The 24401-nt window shown below is 67.5% G+C and carries 19 protein-coding genes; 6 read left to right on the top strand and 13 right to left on the bottom strand.

What is annotated here, in order from left to right; all coding sequences use genetic code 11:
• Window positions 1-65 precede the first annotated feature (65 nt).
• From ACFOD9_RS05635 to ACFOD9_RS05590, 10 genes are all read right to left on the bottom strand, one after another.
• Window positions 66-2633 (bottom strand): TonB-dependent receptor, encoded by a 2568-nt coding sequence (locus tag ACFOD9_RS05635; protein WP_379509115.1) that lies wholly within the window; start codon window positions 2631-2633, stop codon window positions 66-68.
• A gap of 452 nt (window positions 2634-3085) precedes the next feature.
• Complete coding sequence (locus tag ACFOD9_RS05630; protein ID WP_379509114.1) at window positions 3086-3862, bottom strand: SDR family NAD(P)-dependent oxidoreductase; 777 nt, start codon at window positions 3860-3862, stop codon at window positions 3086-3088.
• 31 nt (window positions 3863-3893) lie between these two features.
• Complete coding sequence (locus ACFOD9_RS05625) at window positions 3894-4295, bottom strand: VOC family protein (RefSeq protein ID WP_379509113.1); 402 nt, start codon at window positions 4293-4295, stop codon at window positions 3894-3896.
• A 39-nt stretch (window positions 4296-4334) separates the two neighbouring features.
• Window positions 4335-5090, bottom strand: a complete 756-nt coding sequence (locus ACFOD9_RS05620; protein ID WP_379509112.1) for an SDR family NAD(P)-dependent oxidoreductase — start codon at window positions 5088-5090, stop codon at window positions 4335-4337.
• Between the two features lie 17 nt (window positions 5091-5107).
• A complete protein-coding gene (locus tag ACFOD9_RS05615; protein ID WP_379509111.1) occupies window positions 5108-5971 on the bottom strand; it encodes a carotenoid biosynthesis protein in 864 nt (287 codons plus the stop codon).
• A gap of 45 nt (window positions 5972-6016) precedes the next feature.
• The gene (locus ACFOD9_RS05610) at window positions 6017-7147 is read right to left on the bottom strand and encodes a hypothetical protein (RefSeq protein ID WP_379509110.1); all 1131 of its coding nucleotides are present in this window, start codon (window positions 7145-7147) and stop codon (window positions 6017-6019) included.
• A 29-nt stretch (window positions 7148-7176) separates the two neighbouring features.
• Window positions 7177-8271: a phosphotransferase gene (locus ACFOD9_RS05605; protein WP_379509109.1), complete on the bottom strand. Its 1095-nt coding sequence runs from the start codon at window positions 8269-8271 to the stop codon at window positions 7177-7179.
• Window positions 8268-9560: a dihydrolipoamide acetyltransferase family protein gene (locus tag ACFOD9_RS05600; protein ID WP_379509108.1), complete on the bottom strand. Its 1293-nt coding sequence runs from the start codon at window positions 9558-9560 to the stop codon at window positions 8268-8270. Before ACFOD9_RS05600 ends, ACFOD9_RS05605 begins: the two co-directional genes overlap by 4 nt.
• 82 nt (window positions 9561-9642) lie before the next feature.
• On the bottom strand, window positions 9643-10644 hold the full coding sequence (locus ACFOD9_RS05595) for an alpha-ketoacid dehydrogenase subunit beta (protein ID WP_379509107.1): 1002 nt from the start codon (window positions 10642-10644) through the stop codon (window positions 9643-9645).
• A gap of 30 nt (window positions 10645-10674) precedes the next feature.
• Window positions 10675-11658 (bottom strand): thiamine pyrophosphate-dependent dehydrogenase E1 component subunit alpha, encoded by a 984-nt coding sequence (locus ACFOD9_RS05590; protein ID WP_379509106.1) that lies wholly within the window; start codon window positions 11656-11658, stop codon window positions 10675-10677.
• Window positions 11659-11892: 234 nt separating this feature from the next.
• On the opposite strand from ACFOD9_RS05590, the gene ACFOD9_RS05585 reads away from it, so the two are divergent.
• Window positions 11893-13383 carry an aldehyde dehydrogenase gene (locus tag ACFOD9_RS05585; RefSeq protein WP_379509105.1) on the top strand — a complete coding sequence of 497 codons (1491 nt, stop codon included), beginning with the start codon at window positions 11893-11895 and terminating at the stop codon, window positions 13381-13383.
• A 65-nt stretch (window positions 13384-13448) separates the two neighbouring features.
• Here the strand turns inward: ACFOD9_RS05585 and ACFOD9_RS05580 are convergent, their stop codons facing one another.
• On the bottom strand, window positions 13449-14300 hold the full coding sequence (locus ACFOD9_RS05580; protein ID WP_379509104.1) for an amidohydrolase family protein: 852 nt from the start codon (window positions 14298-14300) through the stop codon (window positions 13449-13451).
• A 267-nt stretch (window positions 14301-14567) separates the two neighbouring features.
• Here ACFOD9_RS05580 and ACFOD9_RS05575 point away from each other — a divergent pair, with 267 nt between their 5' ends.
• From ACFOD9_RS05575 to ACFOD9_RS05555, 5 genes are read left to right on the top strand one after another with little or no spacing between them, the layout of a single operon-like run.
• Window positions 14568-15947: an MmgE/PrpD family protein gene (locus tag ACFOD9_RS05575; RefSeq protein WP_379509103.1), complete on the top strand. Its 1380-nt coding sequence runs from the start codon at window positions 14568-14570 to the stop codon at window positions 15945-15947.
• 25 nt (window positions 15948-15972) lie between these two features.
• Window positions 15973-18561, top strand: coding sequence for a CaiB/BaiF CoA-transferase family protein (locus tag ACFOD9_RS05570; protein WP_379509102.1), 2589 nt, complete (start codon window positions 15973-15975; stop codon window positions 18559-18561).
• Window positions 18561-19712: a thiolase family protein gene (locus tag ACFOD9_RS05565; RefSeq protein ID WP_379509101.1), complete on the top strand. Its 1152-nt coding sequence runs from the start codon at window positions 18561-18563 to the stop codon at window positions 19710-19712. Before ACFOD9_RS05570 ends, ACFOD9_RS05565 begins: the two co-directional genes overlap by 1 nt.
• Window positions 19713-19715: 3 nt before the next feature.
• Window positions 19716-20123 carry a Zn-ribbon domain-containing OB-fold protein gene (locus ACFOD9_RS05560; RefSeq protein ID WP_379509100.1) on the top strand — a complete coding sequence of 136 codons (408 nt, stop codon included), beginning with the start codon at window positions 19716-19718 and terminating at the stop codon, window positions 20121-20123.
• 43 nt (window positions 20124-20166) lie between these two features.
• On the top strand, window positions 20167-21036 hold the full coding sequence (locus ACFOD9_RS05555; protein WP_379509099.1) for a Coq4 family protein: 870 nt from the start codon (window positions 20167-20169) through the stop codon (window positions 21034-21036).
• Window positions 21037-21114: 78 nt separating this feature from the next.
• Here ACFOD9_RS05555 and ACFOD9_RS05550 read toward each other — a convergent pair whose 3' ends face one another.
• Window positions 21115-22758: a GMC family oxidoreductase gene (locus ACFOD9_RS05550; protein ID WP_379509098.1), complete on the bottom strand. Its 1644-nt coding sequence runs from the start codon at window positions 22756-22758 to the stop codon at window positions 21115-21117.
• A gap of 118 nt (window positions 22759-22876) precedes the next feature.
• Window positions 22877-24277, bottom strand: a complete 1401-nt coding sequence (locus ACFOD9_RS05545; protein ID WP_379509097.1) for an MmgE/PrpD family protein — start codon at window positions 24275-24277, stop codon at window positions 22877-22879.
• Window positions 24278-24401 lie beyond the last annotated feature (124 nt).

Here is a 24401-nt window from a genome sequence, read left to right as displayed (position 1 = left end):
CCGCACAAACGAAAACGCCCGGACCTTGCGGTCCGGGCGTTTCCTGTTTCAGCCTTGGGCCAGGATCAGAATTCGACGTTCAGGTCGAGACCATAGGTCCGGGCCGTCACGAAGTTGACCATGGTCGCATAGCGCACGTTGAGCGCATAGAGCGGATCGCGGCGGTTGGTGAGGTTCTTGCCCCACACGGCCAGTTCGGCCTGGACCGGACCCAGCGGGATGTGACGCAGGGCCACACGACCGTTGACCAGCCAGTAGGGCTTGGAACGCAGGACCGATGCGTTGGCATTGTCCGGCTGGAGGAACAGCGCCGGGTTGGCGGCGAATTCCGTGGTCGAACGATACTGGCCGTCGAGACGCATCTGCAGGGTCATGTCACCCGTCAGCGGCTGCGTTTCGTAGGCGCCGAAGACCGCGGCGGTCACCTTCGGACGATCGGTCGGCTGCACGAAGCCGGCATTGGCCGTCAGCACGATCGGGTTGATGTAGGTGTACTTGAAATCGGTGTAACCGATGTTGGCACCCAGCGTCAGGCCGCGAACCGGAGCAGCGGTGACTTCCGCTTCGATACCCTGGGCACGAGCGTTGCCGAAGTCGATCACGAAGGTCGAGGCAGCGCTGAGCAGGGCCGTGGCGGTGGCCGAACCGTAGAGCGGGGTCCAGATGCCGGTGGCATAGGCAGCCGCGGCAGTGGTCGAGGTCGAACCCGGCGTGCCGTAGTGCTTGTAGTCCACGTGGAAGGCCGTGATGTTCGTCCGCAGGCGGCGATCGAACCAGTCAGCCTTGATGCCGACTTCGTACGAGCTGGCGGATTCCGGCTCGAACGGCAGGCCAACCACGGTACCACCCGACACGAAGCTGCTCGACCACTTGCCATACAGCAGGATGTCGCTGTTCGGCTTGTAGTTCACGCCGATCATGTAGCTCGGCTTGGTCTTGTCGTAATCCGGCGAGACCAGGGTAGTGGTCGGCGAGATCACGCCCGAGCTGGACTTCGAGTTGTAGACGAAGCTGCCGGTCTTGCGGTCGTTGGTGACGCGAATGCCGCCAACCAGTTCGAGTTCCGGGGTGATCTTGTATTCGATCTGGCCATAGGCGGCGAGCGAAGTCACCTGGTTGTAATTGATGCCCTGGTTGCCCTGCGGGACGATACCCGTGGTATCATTGACCATGGTGTTCAGGTCGAAACGGAACGACAGGGTGTTGGCCATCGTCACCGGGCCGCCAACGCGGTCACGCCCACGGTACCACAGCGCGCCGGCCGTGATGTTGAGCTTGTCCGAGCTGTAGTTGACCTGGGTTTCGTTGCTCCACTGCGACGACACCGAATAGGGCGCCGAGCCGATGATCATCAGGCGGTTGCCGACGATGCAGCGCGGACCCGAACCGGCGGCGCAGTTGTACAGCGGGGTCGTGGCGGCGATGGCCGCACCGACGGCCGCGCCCTGCTGGGCCGGGGTCAGGCTCGAGAAGCCAGGGGTCGCGGCGGCAGCCGAGGCGCCGAACAGCGAACCAAAGGCGCTGGCGACGGCCGGGGTCACCGAGACCGGGCTGATGCCGTCGATCGGGTTCGGCGAGAACACGTGCGACTTGCGGTAGGAGAAGATGTTCTTGACGGTCAGGTTATCGAGCGGCTGCCAGGTGGCGGTGACGCTGTGACCTTCGGCCTGCTGGTCGCGCGGGATGGTGAAGCCGTTGGTGGCCACGTCCGGACGCTTGCCATTGGACGCGAGGTAGAGGTTGTTGGTCGCGGCGATGGCGGCCAGGATGCCGTCGGTCAGCGCGCTGCCGGTAGCCTGGGTGTTGAAGCTGATGGCGGGGGTGCCATCGGCCGTGCCATGGTCGACCGAACGGTCATACTTGTAGACGACCTTGAAACTGTCGCTCGGCTCGAACTTCACCGCGGCGAAATAGCTGTTGGTGTCGATCGTGCCCAGGTATTCGGGCGAACGCGCCGTGCCGAGGCCGGCGGCGGTGCGATCCCACAGCATACCGGCGGCCGCATTGCGGATTTCGCCGTGGCGGTAGTTACGCAGGTAGCTGAAGTAGGCCGAGAACGGGCCGAACTGCGGCGTGCTGACCGAGCCGCGCACGCGATAGGCGCCAAGGTTGCCAACGGTGCCTTCGAGGCGGCCGCCCAGCTTGCCATCGGGATCGCGGGTGGTGACGCTGACCGCGCCGGCGGTTGCGTTGCGGCCGAACAGCGTGCCCTGGGGGCCGCGCAGCACTTCGAGGCGGGCCACGTCGGGCAGGTCGAAGATCGAGCCGCGCGGCGAGCCGATGTAGACGCCATCAAGATAGATCGAGACCTGCTTGTCCGAGCCCGGAACGAAGCCGTAGCTCAGCTGGCCGCGGATGGTGAAGGCCGGCGTGGAGGTGCCGCCCGTGGTCTGGCGGACCGAGACGCCCGGCGCGATCGACGAAAGGTCGTTCACGGTGGTGATGCGGTTGGCCTGGAGCGTTTCCTGGGTCAGCGCGGTGATCGCGATCGGAACGTCCTGCATGGACTGTTCGCGCTTCTGCGCGGTGACGACGATTTCTTCGAGGCGGCCCTCGGAATCAGTGCCGACGCCCTGGGCCAGGGCAGCGCCCGGCACCAGCAGCAGGCTGGTGATCGCGCTGCAGGCCAGCATACGCGCTCGAGTATTGAATTTCCCCATTTCGGTGTCCCCGTCCTGTGACCGAACCATCCGCCCGTCCGTTATCGAACGCGGCCTGTTCGTTGCGGCTCCTTGATATGGGGCTTGGCTCAGGGCAATTCCAAAACGTGTGGCGACTTCACAAAATTCCCCGAGTGCGGCCTTCTTGCATCACCTTTCGGGCACCGCCGCCGCGCGCTCGGCACGGTCATTGTTGAAAATGCTTCATTCTTGTCAGAATCGCTCATTTTCCGCCAGAACCTGCAGGGACAGGCCAGGCCTCGGGCCTCGCTCGTGGAGGACGCCTCGCCGCGTGCGGGCTGCCAGGCCTGCCTGCCGCAAATGGTTAGAGGATTGCACCGAAACACGGACGGAACCTGGCCTCTCGCCACCCTGGCCCTGGCCCTGCCCCGCCCTGCGATCGCCGGCCAGCGCGGCCGGGACCGTCAGCCGCGCAATCTGGCGAACAGGGCGGGAATGTTGGGCTGGCCGGTGTGGGCCGAGATCCCGCCATCGACCAGGAGGTTCTGGCCGGTGATGAACGAGGCGCGCGGGCTGGCGAGATAGAGCACCGCGTCGGCGATCTCGCCCGGCTGGCCCTGGCGCCCCATAGGGATCGAGGCGCGATAGGCATCGGTGAGCACCTGCGGCACGCCGGCGCTCATCGGGGTCAGGGTGGAGCCGGGGCTGACGCAGTTCACGCGGATGCCCTCGCCGGCATAGTCGATCGCCAGGCAGCGGGTGAGTTCGATCACCCCGGCCTTGGCCACGCAATAGGCGGTCAGCCCGAAATCGGCCGCGACCCCCGACAGCGAGCCGGTGTTGACGATGCAGCCCTTGCGCTCGATCAGGTGGGGCAGCGCGATGCGGCTGGCCCAGAATACCGCGTCGAGATCGATCGCCATGGTCTTGCGCCAGGACTCGATGGTTTCGCTCAGGGCAAGGCCCATGGCCGCGATGCCGGCATTGTTGACCAGCACGTCGAGCCCGCCGAAGCGCGCCACGGCCGCGTTCACCGCGCCTTCGACCGCATCCATGTCGCTCAGCTCCGCGGCATGGGGCACGAAGGCCTCGCCCAGCTCGGCGGCGAGCGCGGCAAGGCGTTCCTCGCTGCGGCCCACGCCCATCACCCGCGCGCCCTCGGCCACGAACCGGCGGGCGATATGTTCGCCGATGCCGCTGGAGGCGCCGGTAACGAGGACGGCCTTTTCGTGAAATTCCATGTTCGGGGAAGCCTTCTGTTCGGGGGGCGCGTCAGGCGTCTTCGATGACTTCGATCAGGAAGCCTTCGGGATCGGCGAAGAAGGCCAGGCGGCTCTGCCGGGTGCCGAGATCGATCGGGCCGATCGCCTGGACCACCGACCCGCCCGCCGCCAGCACCCTGTCCTGCAATTGCGCGATGTCGGAGGTGAAGAACAGCAGGGTGGCGCCCAGCGGCGAAGGCGCATGGCCATCGGCATAGGCCAGCAGGATCAGCCCGGCCTGGCCCTTGGGCGCCAGGAAGATGATCTCCTCGATGTCGCGCCCGACGATCTGGCCGGTCATCCGCAGGCTTTCACCGAAGCCGAAGGCCTCGCGGTAAAACCGGGCCTGCCGGTCAAGATCGCGGACGATCAGCCGGGTCGAGCCAAGGCGGGTCTTGAGGGGGCTGGACATCGGGCTTCCTTTCCTTGGCGCCGGGCCGGCGGGGCTGCGTCAGATGGCCCAGAGCTTGCCGGTGATCACGCGGGAATCGTCGGAGGCGAGGAATTCGACCACGGCGGCGATATCGTCGGGCCGGGTCGGCTCCTTGAGCAGCGACTGGTTGATCAGCCGCTCCACCTGCTCGGCGGTGAACAGCGTTTCCAGTCCCCTGGTCAGCACCGCCGGCAGGATCAGCGTGTTGCAGCGGATCTTGTGGGGGGCGAACTGCACGGCCATGTAGTGGGTCATCGAATTGAGCGCGCCCTTGGAGGCGCCATAGGCCGACATGGTCATCTGCCCGTTGGTTCCGGCGCCCGAAGAGGTGTTGATGATCGAGCCGCCCCGCCCCCCGGCGATCATGTGCGGGACGACCGCGCGGGTCAGCTCCATCTGGCCGCGGACGTTGCCGGCGAAGATCTTGTCCCAGACCTCGCTGTCCATCTCCAGAAAGCCGCCGTCGCGGTGGAACACCTCGGGGGCGTTGTTCACGGCATTGTTGTGCAGCACGTCGATGCGGCCGAACCGCGCCATGGCGGTGGCGGCCAGGGCATTGATGCTTTCAGCGTCGAGCAGGTCGAAGCGGGCCGCGATCGCCTGGTGGCCTTCGACGCGGATGCGTTCGGCGGTCTGCTCGGCGGTGACGAGGTTGATGTCGGCAACGACGACCGCCGCCCCGGCCCGGGCCAGGCGCTCGCAGGTGGCCTCGCCAACGCCGCTGCCCCCACCCGTGACGATGGCGACCTTGTCTGCGAGTTTGCCTGAGGACATGGCGGGTTACCGTTCGTTCAATTGCGGAAAAGGCGGAAGATGCCGATCAGCGCCGGCAGGGTCATCCCGAACAGGCCGGTGATGAGGCCGGCTTCGTGCATATCGGCGATGACGAAAGTGCTCTGCTTCAGGGTGACCACGCCGGCCGGCGCAGAGAGCCACGAAGCGACGAACTGGAGCGGCATCAGCAGCCAGACCAGGCAGGGCATCAGCCAGAACCAGCGGCTGCGGGCGGCCGGTCCGGCGGGAAAGCGATGTTCGATCAGCGCGAAGAGCTGGAACAGCACCCAGCCGGTGAAGATCCAGCCAAGGTAATTGGTGAGCGGCACGCCGAAGTAGCCGCTGGGGTATTTGTAGGTCCAGTCATGCCGGATTGTCGCCCCGATGGGATCGTTGGGCAGGTCCAGCCCGGTTAGGACGAAGGCGGCGATCAGCGGCACGGTGAAGCGGGCAGCGCCCGTCAGGCGCTCAGGCCGATCGAGCAGGATGGCGCGGGCGATGGTCCAGCCGTACCAGCCGGCCAGGACATAGGTGAGGATCGCCTGGATCGGCACGCCGGCGGGCTTTGGCCCGGCCAGGTTGTGGACATAGCTGCCGAAGGGGAAGCCGGTGGCCACGCTGCTGGCTTCCAGCGAAAAGCCGATCGCGGTGCCGAGCACGAGATAGAGCGCCGCCCCGCGCCAGCCATAAAGCAGCACGGCCTGGACCAGGACCAGCCCGATCAACGCCAGCAGCATGACCCCGCCGAACGCGGCGCCCGCGCCGGCCGGGCCGAGCAGCAGCGCGCCCGCGAACGACAGGACCCAGGCGACCCCGATCCCCAGGCAGAGGCGCAGGCCTTTTGCGGACCCGCCGGCCTCGGCGTTCATGGTTTCTACCATTGGCATTCTCCCCCTGGGCGGGCCATCTGCGTGGCCCCTGCCCGTTTATTTCGCGCCGAGCGGCGTGCGGCCCTCGCCGAAGCCATAGCGGTCGTGCGGGCCGATCACGGTCTGTTCAAGCACGCCGTGGCCGACCTGGTCGCCGGCCGTGGCGCGGATCACCTGCTGGATGTGCTGGAAGTGGACCGCCTGCTTGTCGATGTCGTTCACGTTCCAGTGCTCGCTGGTATATTCCAGCTCGCCCTTCCACATCCCGTGGCCCCATTCCGGGTGGCCATAGCCGATGCCGTACATATGGAAGCGCAGCAGCGGCTCGACCTTGACCGTGGTGATCCGGCTGCCCTCGATCAGGTCGAACTCGCCGCCGGTGGCGAAGCGCGAGTCCGGGTCCTCGAACCTGAGGCGGTGTTCGCCGGCCTTGATCGTTCGGAAGCCGGAGCCGTCCATCACATCAAACGCGGTATCGTTCTCGTAGAGCGGGAAGACCTGGGCGAAGTCCTTGAGCGCAAGGCCATCGGCCTTTTCCCAGGTGCTGTAATGGGTGCAGCGATCCGGCCAGAAAATCGGCGCCCACAGGTAGAAGGCCTGGTTGGGACGCAGGCGGTGGGTGCCGCCCTGCGGCTCGCCGCAGAAGCGCCAGCCCCACGAGCGATCGCGCATCCCGCAGGCATTGACGATGGCCTGCTTCTCGCCCTTGATCGCGATGAAGCCGTTCCAGCGCCCGAACTGGGTGTAGCGCTGCATCTTGGCCACCATCCGCACGCCGCCTTCCTGGCGGACCCGGTCGACCGGCTCCTCGTGGACCGGCGAGGTGGCGGTGAAGGTGAGATCGGCGGTGATGCCGGTATCATTGTCGGTGATGGTGACGCGCAGCACGCGCATCAGTTCGACGATCTCGAGCTTGAGCGGGCCGACCTCCATCTCGGTGCGATCGAGCGGGCAGCGGCGCGAGGCGCGGAAGCTGTCCTGCGAGCCATCCTTGCGGACGATCGACAGGGCGCAGTCCATCACCTCGCGGTTGGGATACATGGCAAAGGCGATGCCGAAGTAGAATTCGCCATTGGGATCGTAGCCGTTGAACCAGTAGCGACCATAGGCGTCGCGGTCGCTCGTCTCGACATAGGCGAGCGATTCCACGGTCTGTTGCAGCGGCAGGTCGTCATACTTGATCAGCACGGCTTGGGTTCCTTTCCCAGCGGTCACGGTCAGCGCAGGAACTCGTCCGCGCCCAATTCGAGAATCTGCCGCGCATGGCGCTGGGCCATGGTGGCAAAGAGCCGGTCGCCCCGTTCGGTCTGCCGCACGAAGGCCATGCCGGCCATTGCGTACATCGTGCCGTGCCAGGCGGCCTGGCGATAATCGGACCAGCACTGGGCGAAGGTATAGTCCTTCACCCCGCTGGCGCACATCGCATCGTGGTATTCGCGGACGAGGTCCTGCTCGATCCGGCGGCGCAGCTCGGGCAGGAGGCAGCCGCCGATGAAGTAGGAAACATCGCGCATCGGATTGCCCGAGCCGTAGGTCTGCCAATCGACCACGCGCAGGGTTTCGGCCGGGTTCTCCGGAACGAACAGGAAGTTGTCGAGGCGATAGTCGTTGTGGGCAAGGCAGCGCGTGGCGAGGCGCGGATATTCGCTGGGCAGCTCGTCGCAGTCGGCCGCGCGGCGCAGGAGGGCGAGCTCTTCGGGCTCGAGCGCCTGCGCGCAGCGGTCCACGAAGGCTGGCAGGCCGGCGCGGTAGATCCGCTGCATGATGTTGGCCGCACGCTCGGGCAGGCTGGTGTAGCGCACGAAATCGAGATCGAGGATCGCCGGATTGTCCCAGGTGGGCGCGTGGAGGCCGACCAGTTCGAGGACCGACAGGCGCGCCATTTCGGCATCGCAGCCGGCGATCTGGTCGCCCTGGTCGGCGGGGGCGAGGTCTTCCAGCAGCAGGGCGAAGCGGGCGCCGCTGGCGTTGCATTCGGCCAGGTAGCTGCGCGGGGTGCGGATGGTGAGCTGCGCGCGCAGGGTGCGGTAGAACTGGATCTCGCGCAGGTAGGTTCCCGAATTGGCCGCGGCATTGGCGCTGCCTTCATCGTCGGACGGGAACTTGGTGATGATCGAGCGCGGCAGGTCGGGGCGCGGATCGCGGTATTCGGGCAGGATCCGGAAGCAGCCGGCGGCCTGGCCGGTGCCGACCGCCCTGGTCGAGAACCCCACGACGCCCGCATCGGCATGGCCCGCCGCGGCAAGGGTCCGCTCGAGCCAGTCGGCGGTGATCTGGCCGGCCTGGTAGACTTCGGGAGACTGGTCGATCACAGGACAACCACCGCGTTCAGCTCGTCGGTCCGGTTCTCGACGATGTCCTTGAGGATGCCGAGGAACTTCTCGGCCGCCGCCCCGTCGATCACCCGGTGATCGTGGGTCAGGCTGTAGGGCAGCATCGGCGCGACGACGATCCCGCCGTTGCGGACGATCGGCTTGTCCTGCAGCCGGCCGATGCCGAAGATGCCGGATTCGGGCGGGTTGATGATCGGGGTGGAATAGGAGCTGACGCCCAGCGAGCCGAAGTTGGTGACGGTGAAGGTGCCGCCGCTCATTTCGGCGGACGACAGCCGGCCTTCGCGCGCGCGCTTGCCCAGGTCCTTGGTGGCCCTGGAGATTTCGACCAGGCTCATCCGGTCAGCATCGCGGATCACCGGGACCACCAGCCCCTTGGTGCCATCGTCGCCGATCGCCACGGCCATGCCGACGTTGATCTCGTCCCAGATGCGGATCTCGCCCTCGATCAGGCTGGAATTCATCAGCGGGAAGGCCCGGAGCGCGCGCGAGACGGCGTGGATCAGGAGATCGGCATAGGTGATCCGGGTGCCGAGCTTGCCCTCGTTGCGGACGAAGTTCTGGCGATACTTGGCCATCATCGTCAGGTCGTAGTCGCCCGACATGGTGTTGGGCGCGTTGATGGCGAGGCTCCGCATCATGTTCTCGCCGATGGCCTTTCGCATCCCGGTATAGGGGATGGTCTCGCGCACCCGGCGATTTCCCGCTTCCTTGCTGGTGACAGGCGCATAGGCCGAGGCGACGGCAGCGGCCGGTGCAGCCCCCGCGCCGCCGCCCGACGCGCGGTCGGCGACGGCCTTGAGCACGTCGTCACGCTGGACCCGGCCGGAGGGACCGGAGCCGGCAACACTGGCGATGTCGATCCCGTGTTCCTTGGCCAGGCGGCGGGCGATCGGGGTGGAAAAGGCGCGTTCGCCGTTCGCCGGGGCCGGAGCCGGTTCAGCCGCGGGCGCGGCGCCGGCCGGTGCCGGTTCGGCCACTTCGGCGGCGATCCCGCCGGCCGTGCCGCCGGCCAGTTGCGCGTATTCTTCCTCGGTGGCGGCGATCAGGCCGACCACCGTGTTGACGTCCATCTCGACGCCCTGCTGGGCGAGGATGTGGAGGAAACCGGCAGCCGGCGCGCTCATCTCGAACGAGGTCTTCTCCGCCTCGATGTCGAGCACGGGATCGCCCTTCTCCACCCGGGCGCCCTCCTGCACCTTCCATTCCGTGAGGGTGACGACGGCTGCCGCCATCCCCAGCTTCGGAACGATAAGATCTTCTGCCATCTCTCAAATCCTTGAAACGTGGCCCGTGGTGGCCTGGCCCGGATGCCCGCGCGCCGGCTTTCACCCGCGCGGCGAAGCGCGGCTACTTGCCGGTCTTGATATCGACCAGCACGCGCTCGGCGCCGACCAGCGCGGTGATCGCGTCGGCAATTTCCTGCGGCTGGGGCAGCACGAAGCGATCGACCGAGGTGGCCGGAACCCAGCCCTTGGTGCCGATGCGCTTGATCGGCTGATCAAGCCAGTCGAACGCGTGCTCCATGATCTGCATGGCGATCTCGCCGCCCGGCCCGCAGGTGATGAAGTCCTCGTCGACGACCAGCACGCGGTTGGTCTTCTTCACCGACTTGACGATCGTGGCGATGTCGAGCGGCACCAGGGTGCGCGGATCGACCACTTCGACGCTGATCCCCTTCTCCGCCAGCCGGGCCGCGACATCGAGGCACAGCTTGACCTGGTAGGCCGTGGCCACGACCGTGACGTCGGTGCCTTCGCGCTTGATGTCGGCCACGCCGAAGGGGATCGGCTCGCCGTGCTCCGCGATCTCCTGCTTCTCGCGCATCAGGCGCTTGTGGAAGTAGTAGACCACCGGATTGTTGTCGCGGATCGCGGTCATCAGAAGGCCGCGCGCATCCTCGATCGAGCTGGGCACCACCAGCTTGAGGCCCGGCATATGCATGACCTGGGCTTCCGGGCAGCCGGAATGTTCGGCGCCAAGGCCCAGATAGCCGCCCATGGTGGTGAGGATGACCATCGGCAGGGTCATCTTGCCGCCGTGCATGAAGCGGTTCTTGCCGGCGATGGTCATCGCGGCATAGGCCGGGGTGAGGAAGTCGGCCATCATCGGGTCGATGATCGGGCGATAGCCGCGTTCGGCAAGGCCGATGCCGGCGGCGACCATGGTGTTCTCGACCAGGCCGGTCTCGATCACCCGGTTCGGGCCAAACTCCTCGTAGAGGCCATTGGTCATCCCCATCGCGCTGCCGACCACGCATTCGCCCATGTAGACGACCTTGGGATCGCGCAGCATTTCCTCGCGCAGGGTCGACTTCATGACCTCGAGCATCGTTCGCATTTGCGTTGCCATCTTCCGGCTCCTCCAGTCGATTTCTTGGGGTCAGTCGGCGAAGAGCAGCGACTGCAGGTGTTCGAAATCGGGGATCGGCGGCGCCGCGAGCGCAGCCTTGTAGGCCTGCTCGATCTCCTCGCGCACCTCGGTGGTCATGCGGTCGATGTCGGCCTGGGTGACCACGCCCTCGTCTAGCAGCTTCTGGCCATAGAGCTTGATGGGATCGCGCTCGCGCAGCCACAGCTCGGCTTCCTCGGCCGAGCGCGGCTTGTCCATCGACACGTTGGGACCGCCTTCGGAATGGCCGCGCAGGCGGAAGGTCTTGGCCTCGATCATGGTCGGCCCGCCGCCGGCCCGCGCCCGCGCCACGGCTTCCTCGGTCGCCTCGAGCACGGCGATCACGTCCTGCCCGTCAACGATCACGCCCGGCACCCCGATGCCCTTGGCGTAGTTGGCGACATCCTTGTTGACCACGTAGGTTTCGATGGGGGTGTGCTGGCCCATCCCGTTGTTCTCGACCACGACCACCAGCGGCAGGCGGTTGGCGGCGGCGAAGTTGAACGCCTCGTGAAATTCGGCCTTGGCCACGGCGGAATCGCCCTCGAAGGCGACGACCACGCGGCCCTTGCCATCCAGCTTGTGGGCCAGCGCCGTGCCGCAGGCCAGGCCCAGGTTTTCCGAGATCAGCGCGGTATACATCGGGAAGCCCTTTTCCGGCACGCAAGGGTGCCAGCCCGAGGCGCCGCCGCAATAGCCGGTGAGCTTGCCGTAGTGTTCGGCCATGATGGAATCGATCGAGACGCCGCGCGGAATGAGCTTGCTGATCCCGTGCCCGCGATGCGTGGCATAAACCGAGTCCCCATCTTCCAGGAACGTGCAGGCGCCGACGCCGACCGCTTCCTGGACCTGGGTGGAATGATAGAACAGCGGCAGCTTGCCGGCCATCAGCGCATCGATGAACCACTGATCGAGTTCGCGGACCCGGATCAGGTTGTCCAACAGCGTTTTCTTCTGGTCCTTCGACAAGTCCATCGAACCATCTCCCTTGGCTGCGGCCCACGCCTCGTGCGGATTGTGGTCAACAACCACTCCGTTCGGCATACGTCCAGTCCTGTTGTTATCTTTGCGACGCACGTCCATCACGTTTATGATTGCCGGTGAAAGACCTTGCGCCATACGCGGGGGAATCAGAACGTCCGGCCGCGCCCGCCGGGAGCCGGCCCACCTTGCCCTGACCGCAACCGAACCGCTTCGAGGAAACCCACCATGACCGACCAAGACCTTGCGGCATCCCCCTGGCAGGGCGAACTCGCGCCGGATCGCGCCTACAACCTGCTGATCGACGGGGAGTTCGTCGGCTCGGAAGATGGCCGCACCTTCCAATGCGAATATCCCGCGACCGGCGAGAAATGGGGTTCGGTGCCCGCGGCGACCACCGGCGACGTGGACCGCGCGGTGCAGGCCGCCCACCGCGCCTTCGAGGGCGGCTGGTCGACCACGCGGCCGGGCGAACGTTCGAAGCTGCTGCGCCGGCTGGCCGACCTGCTGGTCGAGGATGCCCGCAACCTCGGCTACCTCCAGGTCCACGAGAACGGCAAGCTGCTCAGCGAGATGATCGCCACCGGCGACCGCATGGCCGAGCACGCCCATTTCTACGCAGGCCTGGCCGAGACGATGCACGGCGAATCCGGCCGGTCCAACGTGCCCAACACGACCAGCTATTCGGTGCGCGAGCCGATCGGCGTCTGCGCCGCGATCACGCCGTGGAACAGCCCGCTGGCGCTGCTCGGCTGGAAGCTGTTCCCGGCGCTGGCGGCGGGCAACACCATCGTGATCAAGCCCTCCGAGGTCACCCCGCTGTCCACCCTGCGGCTGGGCGAACTGTGCATGAAGGCCGGCATTCCGGCCGGCGTGGTCAACATCGTGACCGGCGACGGCGCGGTGGGCGCGGCGCTGGTGGAGCATCCGCTGGTGGAAAAGATCGCCTTCACCGGCGCGACCAGCACGGGCCTGCGGATTTCCCAGGTCGCCGCCGCGCGCAATGCGCGGGTAACGCTGGAGCTGGGCGGCAAATCACCCAACATCGTGTTCGACGATGCCGACCTCGACAAGGCGATCGACGGGATCATCGCCGGGATCTTCTCGTCCACCGGCCAGGCCTGCATCTCGGGCTCGCGCATCCTGGTGCAGGACACGATCGGACCGGACTTCTTCGCCGAGCTGGTCCGCCGCGTGGAGGCCATGCGGATCGGCGATCCGCTTGATCCGCGCTCGCAGATCGCGCCGCTGGCCTGCCGCCCGCACTTCAACAAGGTGGTCGGCTTCTTCGATGTCGCCACCGCCCAGGGGGCAACCGCGATCACCGGCGGCGGGCAGCCGGGCGATCCGGCGCTGGCCGGGGGGCTTTACGTGCAGCCCACCCTGTTCACCGGGGTGGAGAACCATTTCCGCATCGCCCAGGAGGAAGTGTTCGGCCCGATCGGGGCGATCCTGCGCTTCAGGGACGAGGACGAAGCCGTGCGGATCGCCAACGATACAGAATTCGGCCTCGCCGCCGGGATCTGGACCGAGAGCGTGCGCCGCGCCCACCGGATGGCCGCGCGGATCCGGGCCGGCTCGGTCTGGGTCAACACATATCGCCCCGCCGAAATGGCACGGCCCTTCGGCGGCTACAAGAAGAGCGGGATCGGCCGCGAGATGGGCATTCACGCGCTCGATCACTATACCGAGGAAAAGTCGATCTACCTCGCGCACTGAGCGGCGCGGGCAAAGGCATCGGGCGGCGCCGGGCGGTCAACCACCGCCCGGCGCCGCAAGCCCGTTCAGGCCGCCTGTTCCCAGCGCAGCACCTTGCGCGCGGTGCCGCCCAGGACCCATTCGAGATCGCCCTCGGACAGGTCGGGATTGCACTTCATGTAATAGAGCGCATCGGCCCAGCGCACGTCCGGCCCGCCGCAGGTGGTGCGAACCGCCGGTTCGGCGGTGAAATCGCTGGCCCACATGATCCGTTCGCGCCCGAAGGCCTCGAGCGCGCGGTTCAGGAAGGGGCGCACCTCGGGATAGGGGAAGGCCTTGGCGCCGAACACGCAAGGGGCGTGGCTCCACTTCAGGTGGACGTTGGGATAGCGCGCGAGGTCGAGCGTCCTCTCGAATGCCCCCTCGCCCAGCGGAAAGCCGCAATGGTCGATCACGATGGGCAGCGAAGGGAAGGCCTTGGCATAGGGCTCGAACAGCGGGGCGTGGGAGTGTCCGCCGGCGAAGACCACCAGGTCATGGTCGCTGGCCGCCTGGAAGAAGCCCATGCGCGCGCCGGCCAGCAGGGCGGCGGCATCGTCCTTGTCGGCCAGGAGATAGCGCATCGCGCGAAAGCCCGGGGTGGCGGCGGCCTGTTCGACCCAGGCCTCCAGCTCCGGATCGAGCGGGTTCACCCGCAGCAGGAAGCTGAAACGATCCGGGTGGCGCAGCGCAGCGGCCGAGCCGCCCGGGCTGATCGGCCGGTTGGCGCCATGCTTGGTGACGTAATAGGGCAGCGCGGCGTGGGGCGGACGACCCTCGCCGAAATCCCAGGCCTCGTCGACCAGCATCGCGCTGATCCCCAGCGCGTTCATTGCCGCGATCGTCGTCGCCTCGTCCATCCAGTGGTTGAGGTGAACCTGCGTGTCCACGATATCCATAAGGCGATCTCTGCTCCGGCTGCCTGTGCGCGAAGCGCCACTTCGGGCGCGACGGCGGGGTTTGTCAATTCACCGGCGCAGGCGGCCCGGCGCGGCGCGGGAGCGGAAAACCCATGATCAGAAATGTGATACGCGTTGCGCGCCAGCGGGTGCTATGCTGCCCGAACGGCTTCGCGCCGGCCGCGAAACCGGGCTGATTTGCACCTTCGGGCGCAGCCGCCACGGCCCGCGCATCCGGCAGGAAAACAAGAGGATCACCACGCCATCATGACATCGTCGACCAACGGCGCGCAGCAGGACGCGAGCGGCTTCACCCGGCAGGTTGTCGCCACCGCCGAACAGGTTCGGCTCGGCAATTTCTCCGAGGCGCAGCGCGCGCGGGTGCGCCATTTCGTGCTCGACTGGCTGGGGGTGACCATCTCCGGCTCGCACCAGCCCAGCTCGCGCGCCGTGCAGACCGTCTGCGCGGCCGAAGGGGGCAACGGCGTGGCCCACGTGATCGGCACCGGGCAGACCGCCACCGCCCGTCAGGCGGCGCTGTGCGGGGGCGTGGCCAGCCATTCGCAGGACTTCGACGACATGGGCTTCGGCAGCCACCCGGCGGTGGTGATCCTGCCGCCGGTCTTCGCGCTCGCCGAGGAACTGGGCCTGGGCGGCGCCGAAGCGGCCGAGGCCGCCGCCTGGGGCTGCGAGGTGATGGACCAGATCCACGTGGCCTGCGGCCTCAGCTCCTATCACCGCGGCTTCCACACCACCGGCACCTTCGGCGCCTTTGGCGCGGCCATGGCCGCCGGGCGCCTGCTTGGCCTCGATCATGACCAGCTGGTCATGGCGCTGGGCATCGCCGGCACCCAGGCCGCCGGCCTCAAGGCCAGCTTCGGCACGATGTGCAAGCACCTCAACGCCGGCAATGCGGCCTCCGTGGGCGTGGTCTCCGCCCGGCTGGCGCAGGCCGGCTATACCGGCGCCGCCGACGTGCTGGAATCGCCCCAGGGCTTCGTGCGCTCGCACAACGGCGTGTGGGAGGAGTTCGATCCGGAGCGCCCGCGCGATGCACGGCTCGCGGTCGAGAAGGTGATGTTCAAGTTCCACGCGGCCTGCGGCGGCACCCATTCGGCGATCAACGGCATCCGCCAGATCAGGGCCAGGCGGCCCTTTACGGCTGACGAGGTGGAAGAGATCGACCTGCTGTGTTCGGTGCAGATGCCCACCGTCTGCGGCATTCCCGAGCCGGTCACGGGCGTCGAAGCGATGTTCTCGATCCGCTATGCCGCCACCCTCGCCCTGCTCGACCGGGCGACCGGCCCCAGCGCCTTCACCGACGAGGCGGTCAAGGATCCCGAACTGATCGCCCGCCGCGCCCTGATCAAGGTCCGCACCACGCCCGACAAGCTGACCACCGGCGCGCCGACCGACGTGACCGTGCGGCTCAAGTCCGGCGAGGAGCTGACCGCCTCGATCAACGTGCTGGTGCCCGCCACCGATGACGAGCTTGATCAGCAGTGGGCCAACCTGGAATCCAAGTTCCACGACCTGGTGACCCCGATCCTGGGGGCGGAGCGTTCGCACGAGCTGGCCCGGATGGTCGCCCGCTTCGAAACGCTGGAATCGATCGGGGCGCTGGCCGCCCTGTGCCGCCCTGCCTGACAAATTTCCGAGCAGTAACATCATCATGCAAAGCAATTCCGGTACCGAAACCTATCTTGATGGCGTGCGCGTGGTCGAAATGGCCGACGAGCAGGCGGAATATTGCGGCCTGCTCCTGGCCGGGCTGGGCGCCGAAGTGGTCAAGGTCGAGCCGCGCGACGGCGCGCCGACCCGCGCGATCGGCCCGTTCTACGAGGACGTGCCCGATCCCGAGCGTTCGCTCCACTTCTGGACCCACAACCGGGCCAAGCGCTCGCTCGTGCTTGATCCGGAAGTGGCGGCCGAGCGCGAGGCGCTGCTGGGCCTGCTGGCGCGGGCCGACGTGTTCCTGGTTTCGGGCAACCGCGAACAGCTGGACCGGCTGGGCCTGTCCAGTGATGAGCTGGCCGCGCGCTTCCCGCACCTGATCGTCGCGCGGATGTCGCCGTTCGGCGATACCGGGCCGTGGAAGGACTACAAGGCCTCCGATCTGGTCCATCTCGCGCTCGGCGGGCCGATGATGAACTGCGGCTACGATCCCCGGCCCGATGGCGAATATGATACCCCGCCGATCGCCGGGCAATTGTGGCACGCTTACTATATCGCGGGCGAACAGTTCGCGATGGGCATCCTGGGGGCGCTGATCCACCAGCGCCGCACCGGCCGGGGACAGTACGTTTCCTGCGCGGTCCACGATGCGGTGTCGAAGAACACCGAGCTTGACCTGATGAACTGGGTGATGCGCCGCGCGCCCCTGTTCCGCCAGACCTGCCGCCATGCCGCCGAGAAGGTCTCGGTCGCCCCGTTCATCGCCAATACCAAGGACGGGCGCTGGATCATGACCTTTCCCTTCCGGGGCAAGGGCGCCTCGCTGATGGGCGATTTCGCGGCGAAATACGGCATTCCATCCAACCTCGACGCCGAGGCCGACAAGGTCAAGGCCGGCGGCGGGCGCGAGATCCCCGGCTCCAACCCGGAGTTGAGCGAAGTGCTGGTCGGCGAGGTTGGCGGGCGCATCTGGCGCAAGTTCCTGTTCGACGATGCGCCCTGGCGCGAAGGCCAGGAGATCGGCCTGCTCACCGCCCCCTTGCGGAAGCCGCACGACAACGTGGCCGACGCGCACTGGTGGGAACGCAAGACCTATGCCGAGGTGGACCATCCGGAGCTGGGCAAGTCGTTCACCTATGTGACCGGCAAGTGGCTTTCGACCGCGAGCGACTGGGTGGTTGGCCGCCGCGCGCCGCTGCTCGACGAAGACCGCGCCGAGGTGCTGGCCGATGGCTTCTGGCCCGCCCGGCCCGCCATGGCAAAAGTTGCCGCCAGCGCCGCCGCGCCGGCCGAGCCACGCCTTTCGGCCCGGGGCAAGCCGTTCCCCCTGCAGGGCGTTCGCATCTGCGACTTCACCTGGTTCCTCGCCTCGGCCGGGGCCATGCGCTTCCTGGCGGCCTTCGGCGCGGAATCGATCAAGATCGAGTGGAAGGGCAATCCCGATACCCGCATGGGCGCTTTCGCCCCGGTGGGCGGGCGCGAGGCGCGGCGAAACGCCACCGGCCCGCTCCCCGGCATCGTCGATGAGAACATGGGCGGCCAGTTCAACAACAAGAACCCCGGAAAGCTGGGCATCTCGCTCAACGTGCGCCATCCCGAGGGCATGGAGATCGCCCGGCGGATCGTGGGCATCAGCGACATCGTGGCGGAAGGCTTCTCGCCCGGCGTGATGGACAAGTGGGGGCTTGGCTACGATGCCCTGCGCCAGATCCGCGAGGACATCATCTATGTCCAGCAATCGGGCATGGGCTCCAAGGGCCGCTATGGCCGGTTCCGCGCGCTGGGGCCGATCGCCGGGGCACTCGCCGGCACCTCGGAAATGTCGGGCCTGCCCGAACCGGCGATGCCCGCCGGCTGGGGCTATTCCTACCTGGACTGGATGGGCGCCTATTCGATGGCGGTCGCCACCATGGCCGCGATCTTCCAGCGCGACCGCACCGGCAAGGGCCAGCACATCGATGCCTCGCAGTGCGAGAGCGGCATCTTCCTGACCGGCGTGCCCACGCTCGACTGGTCGGCCAATGGCCGCGAATGGCGCCGCTTCGGCAACCGCTCGCCCTACAAGCCCGCCGCCCCGCACGGTGCCTATCGCTGCCAGGGCACCGACCGCTGGCTGACGATCGCCTGCTTCGGCGAGGCCGAGTGGCAGGCGCTGGTGCGCGTTGCCGGCGATCCCGACTGGGCGCGCGACCCGCGCTTCGCCACGCTGGCCGCGCGGCTGGCCCACCAGGACACGCTCGACAAGGCAATCAGTGGCTGGACCGCGCAGTGGGACGCCTATGCCCTGATGCACGCGCTCCAGGGCGCGGGCGTGGCCGCCGGGGTGTGCCAGACGGCGGAAGATCGCTGCGACCATGATCCGCAGCTGGCCGCGCTGGAATGGCTGACCGAGGTAACGGGCACGAAGATCGGCACCTGGCCGGTGGCCGAAGTGCCGGTGAAGCTCTCCGAGACGCCGACCTGGATTGGCGGCCCGACCAATCGCGGCGCGCCCTGCTATGGCGAGGACAACGAATACGTCTATGGCGACCTGCTGGGGATGTCGTCGGGTGAGATCGGCCGGCTGGTGGACCAGGGGATCATCTGATGGCCCATATCCTCAAGGCCGAAACCTGGCGCGGGAAGACCGCCATCGTCGGCGTCGGCACCACGCGCCAGGGCGAGCATCCCGGGCGCAGCGCGGAGCAGATCGGCGTGGAGGCGCTGGGCCTCGCGCTGGCCGACAGCGGGATCGACAAGAGCGAGATCGACGGGCTGATCACCTGCGCCACCACCCAGGGGCAAGGGACCGACGCTTCGTTCGGCCCGCTGCTGGGGATCGATCCCGCCTTCAGCGCCACGCTGGACTATGGCTCGTGCAATTTCTCGCTGCACCTCGCGGTCATGGCGATCGCCTCGGGCCTCGCCTCCACCGTGGCGCTGATCTACGGCTGCAACCAGCGCACCAACAAGGCGAGCTTTGCCGGCGGCTATGGGGCCGGCGCCGATTTCACCCACCCCTATGGCTATCTCCACGTGGCCGCGCCCTTCGCCATGGCCTTCAACCGCCACCGGCACCTCTATGGGACCACCGAGGAGCAGCTTGGCCACGTGGCCGTGGTCCAGCGCGAATATGCCCGGATGAACCCGCTGTCGGTGTTCACCGATCCGCTGACCATCGACGATTATCTCGCCACGCCCTACCTGATCGAGCCGCTGCGGCGGCACGACATGACGATGATCTCCGATGGCGGCGCAGCGCTGATCGTCACCTCGGCCGAGCGCGCCCGCGACCTGCCCGGCAAGGCGGTGTCCGTCGCCGGGATGGCCGAACAGGCGGCCTGGCGTTCGAACGACCTTGAAGACAATGTCATGCGCCCGTGGATGAAAAACGTGGCCGCGCGGCTCTACGGCAGCTCCGGCTTCACGCCGGACCAGATCGACCTGCTCTACGTGCAGGACCCGTGCAGCTTCTATATCCTGGAAATGCTGGAGCATTACGGCTTCTGCCAGCCGGGCGAGAGTGGGCCGTTCGTGGCTGCGGGCAACACGCGGCTGGGCGGCAGGCTGCCGGTCAACACCAATGGCGGGCAATTGTCGGAAGCCTATATGTGGGGCTGGCTCCACCTGTGCGAGGCGGTGCGGCAATTGCGCGGCGAATGCGGCGCGCGGCAGGTGCTGGGCGCGCGGGTGGCACAATATGCCTCGGCGGCAGCCGGCCTGCGCGGCGCGGCCACCATCCTGACCGTGGAGGACTGAGCCATGGCAAGCATCCCCCTGCCCGCCCTCGACCGCCCGCTGACCGCGCCCTACTGGGCCGCCGCGCGCGAGCAACGCCTGATGGTGCAGCAATGCAACGCCTGCCAGACGCGCCAGTGGCCGCCCAAGCCGGTGTGCAGCACCTGCCTGCGCGAGATGACCGCCGATGACTGGGTGGAGGTCGAGCCGACCGGCACGGTCTGGTCGTTCATCGTCTACCACCGCGCCTTCCATCCCGGCTTTGCCGACCGTTTGCCCTACAACGTCGCCATGGTCCGGCTTGACGCCGGGCCGATGGTGATCACCAATGTGGTGGACTGCGAGAAGCCGGTGATCGGCCAGCGGGTGACGGCGCGGTTCTGCCCGGAAGGGGACGAGGCCGTGCTGGTGCGCTTCGCCCCGGTGGCCTAGCGCGGCACCGGCGGCCGGGTGGGCGTTGCAAAAAGGGAAGGTTATGAACGACATGACTGGCCACAAGCAGCCCCGCCCCCGCCTGGTCCGAGCGATGAGCGAGGCCGAGGCCGCCTATCTCCAGGGCGGGGAACATCCGCCGACCGGCAGCTTCCTCACCTCGAATTCGAAGTTCCTCAACAGCCCGGTGTTCCGCGATGCCTGGTGCCAGGCCTCGCTGCGGCGCTATGGCTGGGACCTGCCGGTGACCTACCACCTGCCGACCTCGTTCCGCGCCGTGGCCGAGGTGACCGACGTCGATCGGTTCGTGGCGCTGGTGGAGGCGGAAAAGCGCACGAATCCGGGGTTCCGTGACTGGGTGGACGCGCGCAAGCTGCCCGTCTGGCCGCTGGACCGGGTGCGCGAATGCGCGCCGGGAACGCTGGGCGCGGCGATCCATGAATTCATGGCGAAATCGGGGATGAGCGCCGATTTCATGCGCCAGGGCGATCCGATCGAAAGCGATGTCGACTATATCCTCAAGCGCCGTTCGGCCGGGCATGACGTGGAGCACATCGTCACCGGGTTCGGCACCAACCAGCCGGGCGAGCACGCGATCTCGCTGCTTTCCAGCGTGGGTTCCAACCTGCACCTGACCCCGGAGCTGGCGGGGATCGTCAACCTTGGCACGGCGATGGCCAATTCGGCCAGTTTCATGCGGAATTCAATCCATTACCCGGCGGGGATGCCCTATCTGCTCAAGGCCACGCAGAAGGCGATCGAGATGGGCTTCGCCCTGCCCTGCCCGATGTACATGGTGGACTGGGACCAGTATCTCGACATGACCATCGCCGATACCTGCGCCGATCTCGGGATCACCTACAACACCGAGGCCGAGGAGTGGTACGCGGTGGATCACCTGTTCCGGGGCTAGGCCGGTCGGGGCCATCTGCAACGGCCCTGCAACGCCCCTGCAAACACCCCGGACAGCCAGCGCACCGCAACCACGGCCTTATTGCACGGCGGATGCCTTCCGGCCGCGGATCAGGTCGGCGGCTTTTTCCGCGATCATGATGGTGGGGGCATTGGTATTGCCCGAGACGAGGCGCGGCATAACGCTGGCATCGACCACGCGCAGGCCGTCGATCCCCCGGACCCGCAATTCGGAATCGACCACCGCGCCGGCATCGCTGCCCATCGCGCAGGTGCCGACCGGGTGATAGATCGTGTTGCCGGCGCGGCGGGCGTGGGCGAGCAGGTCATCGTCGGTCTGAAGGCTTTCGCCGGGCATCATTTCGTGGGCGATGACATCGCGCAGCGGCGCCTGCTCGGCAATTCGCCGGCCCCAGCGCAGGCCGGCAATGGCCACCCGCTGGTCTTCCTCGGCGGAAAGATAGTTGGGCCGGATCGCGGGATGGGCGGCCGGATCGATCGAACGGATGCGGACCTGCCCGCGCGATTCCGGGCGGAGCTGGCAGGGGGCCATGGTGAGGCCCGGCTCACGGTCGAGTTCGACCTTGAGATTGTCTTCCATCGAGCGGCGCGAGGTGGCGGGCAGGATGTGGAACTGGATATCCGGGCGGGCGACATCAGGGCGCGACCTGACGAACGCCGCCACGTGGGCGGAGGACATGGCGAACAGCCCCTTGCGGGTGAGCAGGTACTTCAGCCCCTGGGCAAGCAGGCGCGGGCCGCGGGTCAGCGCGTTGACCGAGGGGACGCCCGGCTTCAGCCGGAAGTTCTGGGCGACCACGTAATGGTCCTGGAGGTTCTCGCCCACGCCGGGAAGATCGGCGGCGACCGCGATGCCGAGGTCCGCGAGCAACGCCCCCGGCCCCACGCCCGACAGTTGCAGGATCTGGGGCGAGCCGATCGAGCCGGCGGCGAGGATCACTTCGGCATTGGCTTTCACGGTGATGCGCTGGCCATCGCGCAGGAATTCGACGCCGGTCGCCCGCCGGCCTTCGATGACCACGCGGGTGACCGTGGCCCGCGAGATTACTTCCACATTGGGCCGCTTCAATGCCGGGTGGAGATAGGCGACGGCGGCGGAGCAGCGGCGGCCCTTGCGGATGTTGAGCTGGAACCAGTCCACCCCCTCCTGCTGCGCGCCATTATAGTCGCGCCGGGGCAGGCCCGCGGCCTGGCAGGCTTCGACCACCATGGCCGAGACGGGGTGGGCCATGGTGGGATCGGACACGGTGAGCGGGCCGCCGGTGGCGTGGTATTGGCTGGCGCCGCGTTCCTGGTCTTCGGAGCGCAGGAAATAGGGGAACACGTCAGCCCAGCCCCAGCCGGTGCAGCCCAGATCGCGCCAGCCATCATAGTCGGCGTGCTGGCCGCGCACGTAGAGCATCCCGTTGATCGACGAGGAGCCGCCGAAGACCTTGCCCTTGGACCAGGTGAGGACGCGGCCATCGATGCCGGGATCAGGCTCGGTCTGGTACTTCCAGTTGACCGCGGCATCCTTGATCGTTTTCGCATAGCCGATCGGCACGGTGACCATCACATTGGAGATGACCTGGCGCAGGTTGGTCAGCCGGTCATCATCACCTGCCTCGATCAGCAGGACGCGGAACTTGCCGTCTTCGCTCAGGCGGTTGGCCAGGACGCAGCCAGCCGAGCCGGCCCCCACGATCACATAGTCCGCTTGCATGAGCCGCCTCCCCGCCCGCCTCTCCTCGACGCGCCCTTCGAGCGCCCCTGGCTTTGCCCACTATGCACCACTTGCGTGGAATACCATCATGTAGGCGATCTGCACCGCCCCCGCCCGATCAGGGGGCGGTGCGCTCGGTCAGTTCGGCGATGGAGGCCAGGGTTTCGAGCCGTTCGACCAGGCCGACCAGTTCGCGCGAACGTTCGGCGCCGAGGATGGGGGCGACGATATCGTGGAACTTGGCAACCAGCGCGTGCCACTGTTCGTCGAGGCGATCATCGGGCGTGACGACCAGCAGTTCGTTGCGCTCGGTCAGCACCTGGCCATCGGTGAAGCGCAGGCGGACCTCGGTGGGGGTGCCGGCATTGCCGCCGGGCATGGGGGTGACGCGCACCTTGTCGCGCGCGGCGAGCAGCAGCGGATCGTTGACGCAGGCATCGGTGAAGCCGCTCGGGCCGGTGCTGGTTCCGGTCAGTGCCAGGGCGGCGGCGTGGCGCAGGCTGAACATCCCCTCCACCCCGGTGCGCGGCTCGGGAATGGCGCAGACGGTCATCGCCTGTTCCGAGACGACCAGTTCGACATCGGCGACATCGGCCAGGGTGAACGGGCGGCGGGCGCGGATCAGATTGATGCCGTTGATCGCCGAATGGGTGCCCCCGCAGGCGGCGTGCTGCTTGAACATGATCCGTTCGACCGCCAGCCGTTCGCCCAGCGAGGCGAAGGGGGCGGCGGGGTCGAAATCATCGGGGGCGGGATTGTGGGTTATCGCAAAGCCTTGCGGGCTTTCGATCACGTCGGTCGCCCCGGTGAAGCCGTGTTGGGCCATGCGCGCCGAGAGCACGCCGACCGCCGCCGCGTGGCCGGCGTTGAGGTGCTTGGACATGGTGCCGAAATTGGCCTTCAGACCCGAGGCCTGCGAGCCGGCGATGCCCATGGCGCGCTGCATGGTGAGCGGATCGAGATCGAGCAGGGTGCCCGCGCCGACCGTGGCGCCGAAGGCGCCGAAGGTGCCGGTGCAGTGATAGCCGCGCGCATAGGAGGCGTTGGTGCAGGCCGCCGAGACCATGCCCATCGCCTCGTAGCCGCGCAGCAGCGCGATGATCGTGGCAAGGCCGCTGGCCCCCACCTCCTGCGCCACCGCGAAGACCGCCGGCAGGACCACCACCGAGGGATGGCCGCCCACGCCCATGTCGTCATAGTCCTGCGAATGGCCGGCGATGCCCACGGCGAGCGCGGCCTGGCGGGCGGTGGCCCTTTGCGCGGTGCCGATCACGCGGGCGGCGCCGGGGCCGCCCTCGCTCGCCAGGAAAGCCTGGGTGGCGCGCGCCGAATCCTGCTGCGCCCCCGAGATGCTGACCCCCAGCCAATCGAGCACGGCCTGCTTCGTGCGCGCGAGCACATTGGCGGTCAGCCGCTCGGGACCGATCCGGGCGGCTTCGGCGACCACGTGGGCGGTGAAGCCATGGCCGGGCGCGGTCCGATCGGCCGGCGCATCGCCGATGATTTCACTGGTTTTCATGGCTCTCTCCTGGATTTTCGGCGCGGCCTTCCTGCCGCTTGGGCGGTGCGGGCGAACCGGCGTTCACGGGCCACCACCATGCTTGACGCCAAGGCTAGCGCGCACTGGCCGGTTGGCAATGGAC

Origin of the sequence: Novosphingobium bradum (assembly GCF_042646485.1) — a bacterium.
In the GTDB taxonomy this organism is placed as follows: domain Bacteria; phylum Pseudomonadota; class Alphaproteobacteria; order Sphingomonadales; family Sphingomonadaceae; genus Novosphingobium; species Novosphingobium bradum.
Note: the sequence above shows the minus strand (reverse complement) of the source record. Positions and strands in the feature narration are given on the sequence as shown.

What these genes read in the sequence shown, in the direction of transcription:
- ACFOD9_RS05595 (WP_379509107.1), bottom strand. Translation starts at nt 10,644, where the DNA reads ATGGCAACGCAAATGCGAACGATGCTCGAGGTCATGAAGTCGACCCTG.
- ACFOD9_RS05585 (WP_379509105.1), top strand. Translation starts at nt 11,893, where the DNA reads ATGACCGACCAAGACCTTGCGGCATCCCCCTGGCAGGGCGAACTCGCG.
- ACFOD9_RS05630 (WP_379509114.1), bottom strand. Translation starts at nt 3,862, where the DNA reads ATGGAATTTCACGAAAAGGCCGTCCTCGTTACCGGCGCCTCCAGCGGC.
- ACFOD9_RS05560 (WP_379509100.1), top strand. Translation starts at nt 19,716, where the DNA reads ATGGCAAGCATCCCCCTGCCCGCCCTCGACCGCCCGCTGACCGCGCCC.
- ACFOD9_RS05550 (WP_379509098.1), bottom strand. Translation starts at nt 22,758, where the DNA reads ATGCAAGCGGACTATGTGATCGTGGGGGCCGGCTCGGCTGGCTGCGTC.
- ACFOD9_RS05580 (WP_379509104.1), bottom strand. Translation starts at nt 14,300, where the DNA reads ATGGATATCGTGGACACGCAGGTTCACCTCAACCACTGGATGGACGAG.
- ACFOD9_RS05625 (WP_379509113.1), bottom strand. Translation starts at nt 4,295, where the DNA reads ATGTCCAGCCCCCTCAAGACCCGCCTTGGCTCGACCCGGCTGATCGTC.
- ACFOD9_RS05600 (WP_379509108.1), bottom strand. Translation starts at nt 9,560, where the DNA reads ATGGCAGAAGATCTTATCGTTCCGAAGCTGGGGATGGCGGCAGCCGTC.
- ACFOD9_RS05545 (WP_379509097.1), bottom strand. Translation starts at nt 24,277, where the DNA reads ATGAAAACCAGTGAAATCATCGGCGATGCGCCGGCCGATCGGACCGCG.
- ACFOD9_RS05590 (WP_379509106.1), bottom strand. Translation starts at nt 11,658, where the DNA reads ATGGACTTGTCGAAGGACCAGAAGAAAACGCTGTTGGACAACCTGATC.
- ACFOD9_RS05575 (WP_379509103.1), top strand. Translation starts at nt 14,568, where the DNA reads ATGACATCGTCGACCAACGGCGCGCAGCAGGACGCGAGCGGCTTCACC.
- ACFOD9_RS05555 (WP_379509099.1), top strand. Translation starts at nt 20,167, where the DNA reads ATGAACGACATGACTGGCCACAAGCAGCCCCGCCCCCGCCTGGTCCGA.
- ACFOD9_RS05570 (WP_379509102.1), top strand. Translation starts at nt 15,973, where the DNA reads ATGCAAAGCAATTCCGGTACCGAAACCTATCTTGATGGCGTGCGCGTG.
- ACFOD9_RS05635 (WP_379509115.1), bottom strand. Translation starts at nt 2,633, where the DNA reads ATGCTGGCCTGCAGCGCGATCACCAGCCTGCTGCTGGTGCCGGGCGCT.
- ACFOD9_RS05615 (WP_379509111.1), bottom strand. Translation starts at nt 5,971, where the DNA reads ATGGTAGAAACCATGAACGCCGAGGCCGGCGGGTCCGCAAAAGGCCTG.
- ACFOD9_RS05565 (WP_379509101.1), top strand. Translation starts at nt 18,561, where the DNA reads ATGGCCCATATCCTCAAGGCCGAAACCTGGCGCGGGAAGACCGCCATC.
- ACFOD9_RS05620 (WP_379509112.1), bottom strand. Translation starts at nt 5,090, where the DNA reads ATGTCCTCAGGCAAACTCGCAGACAAGGTCGCCATCGTCACGGGTGGG.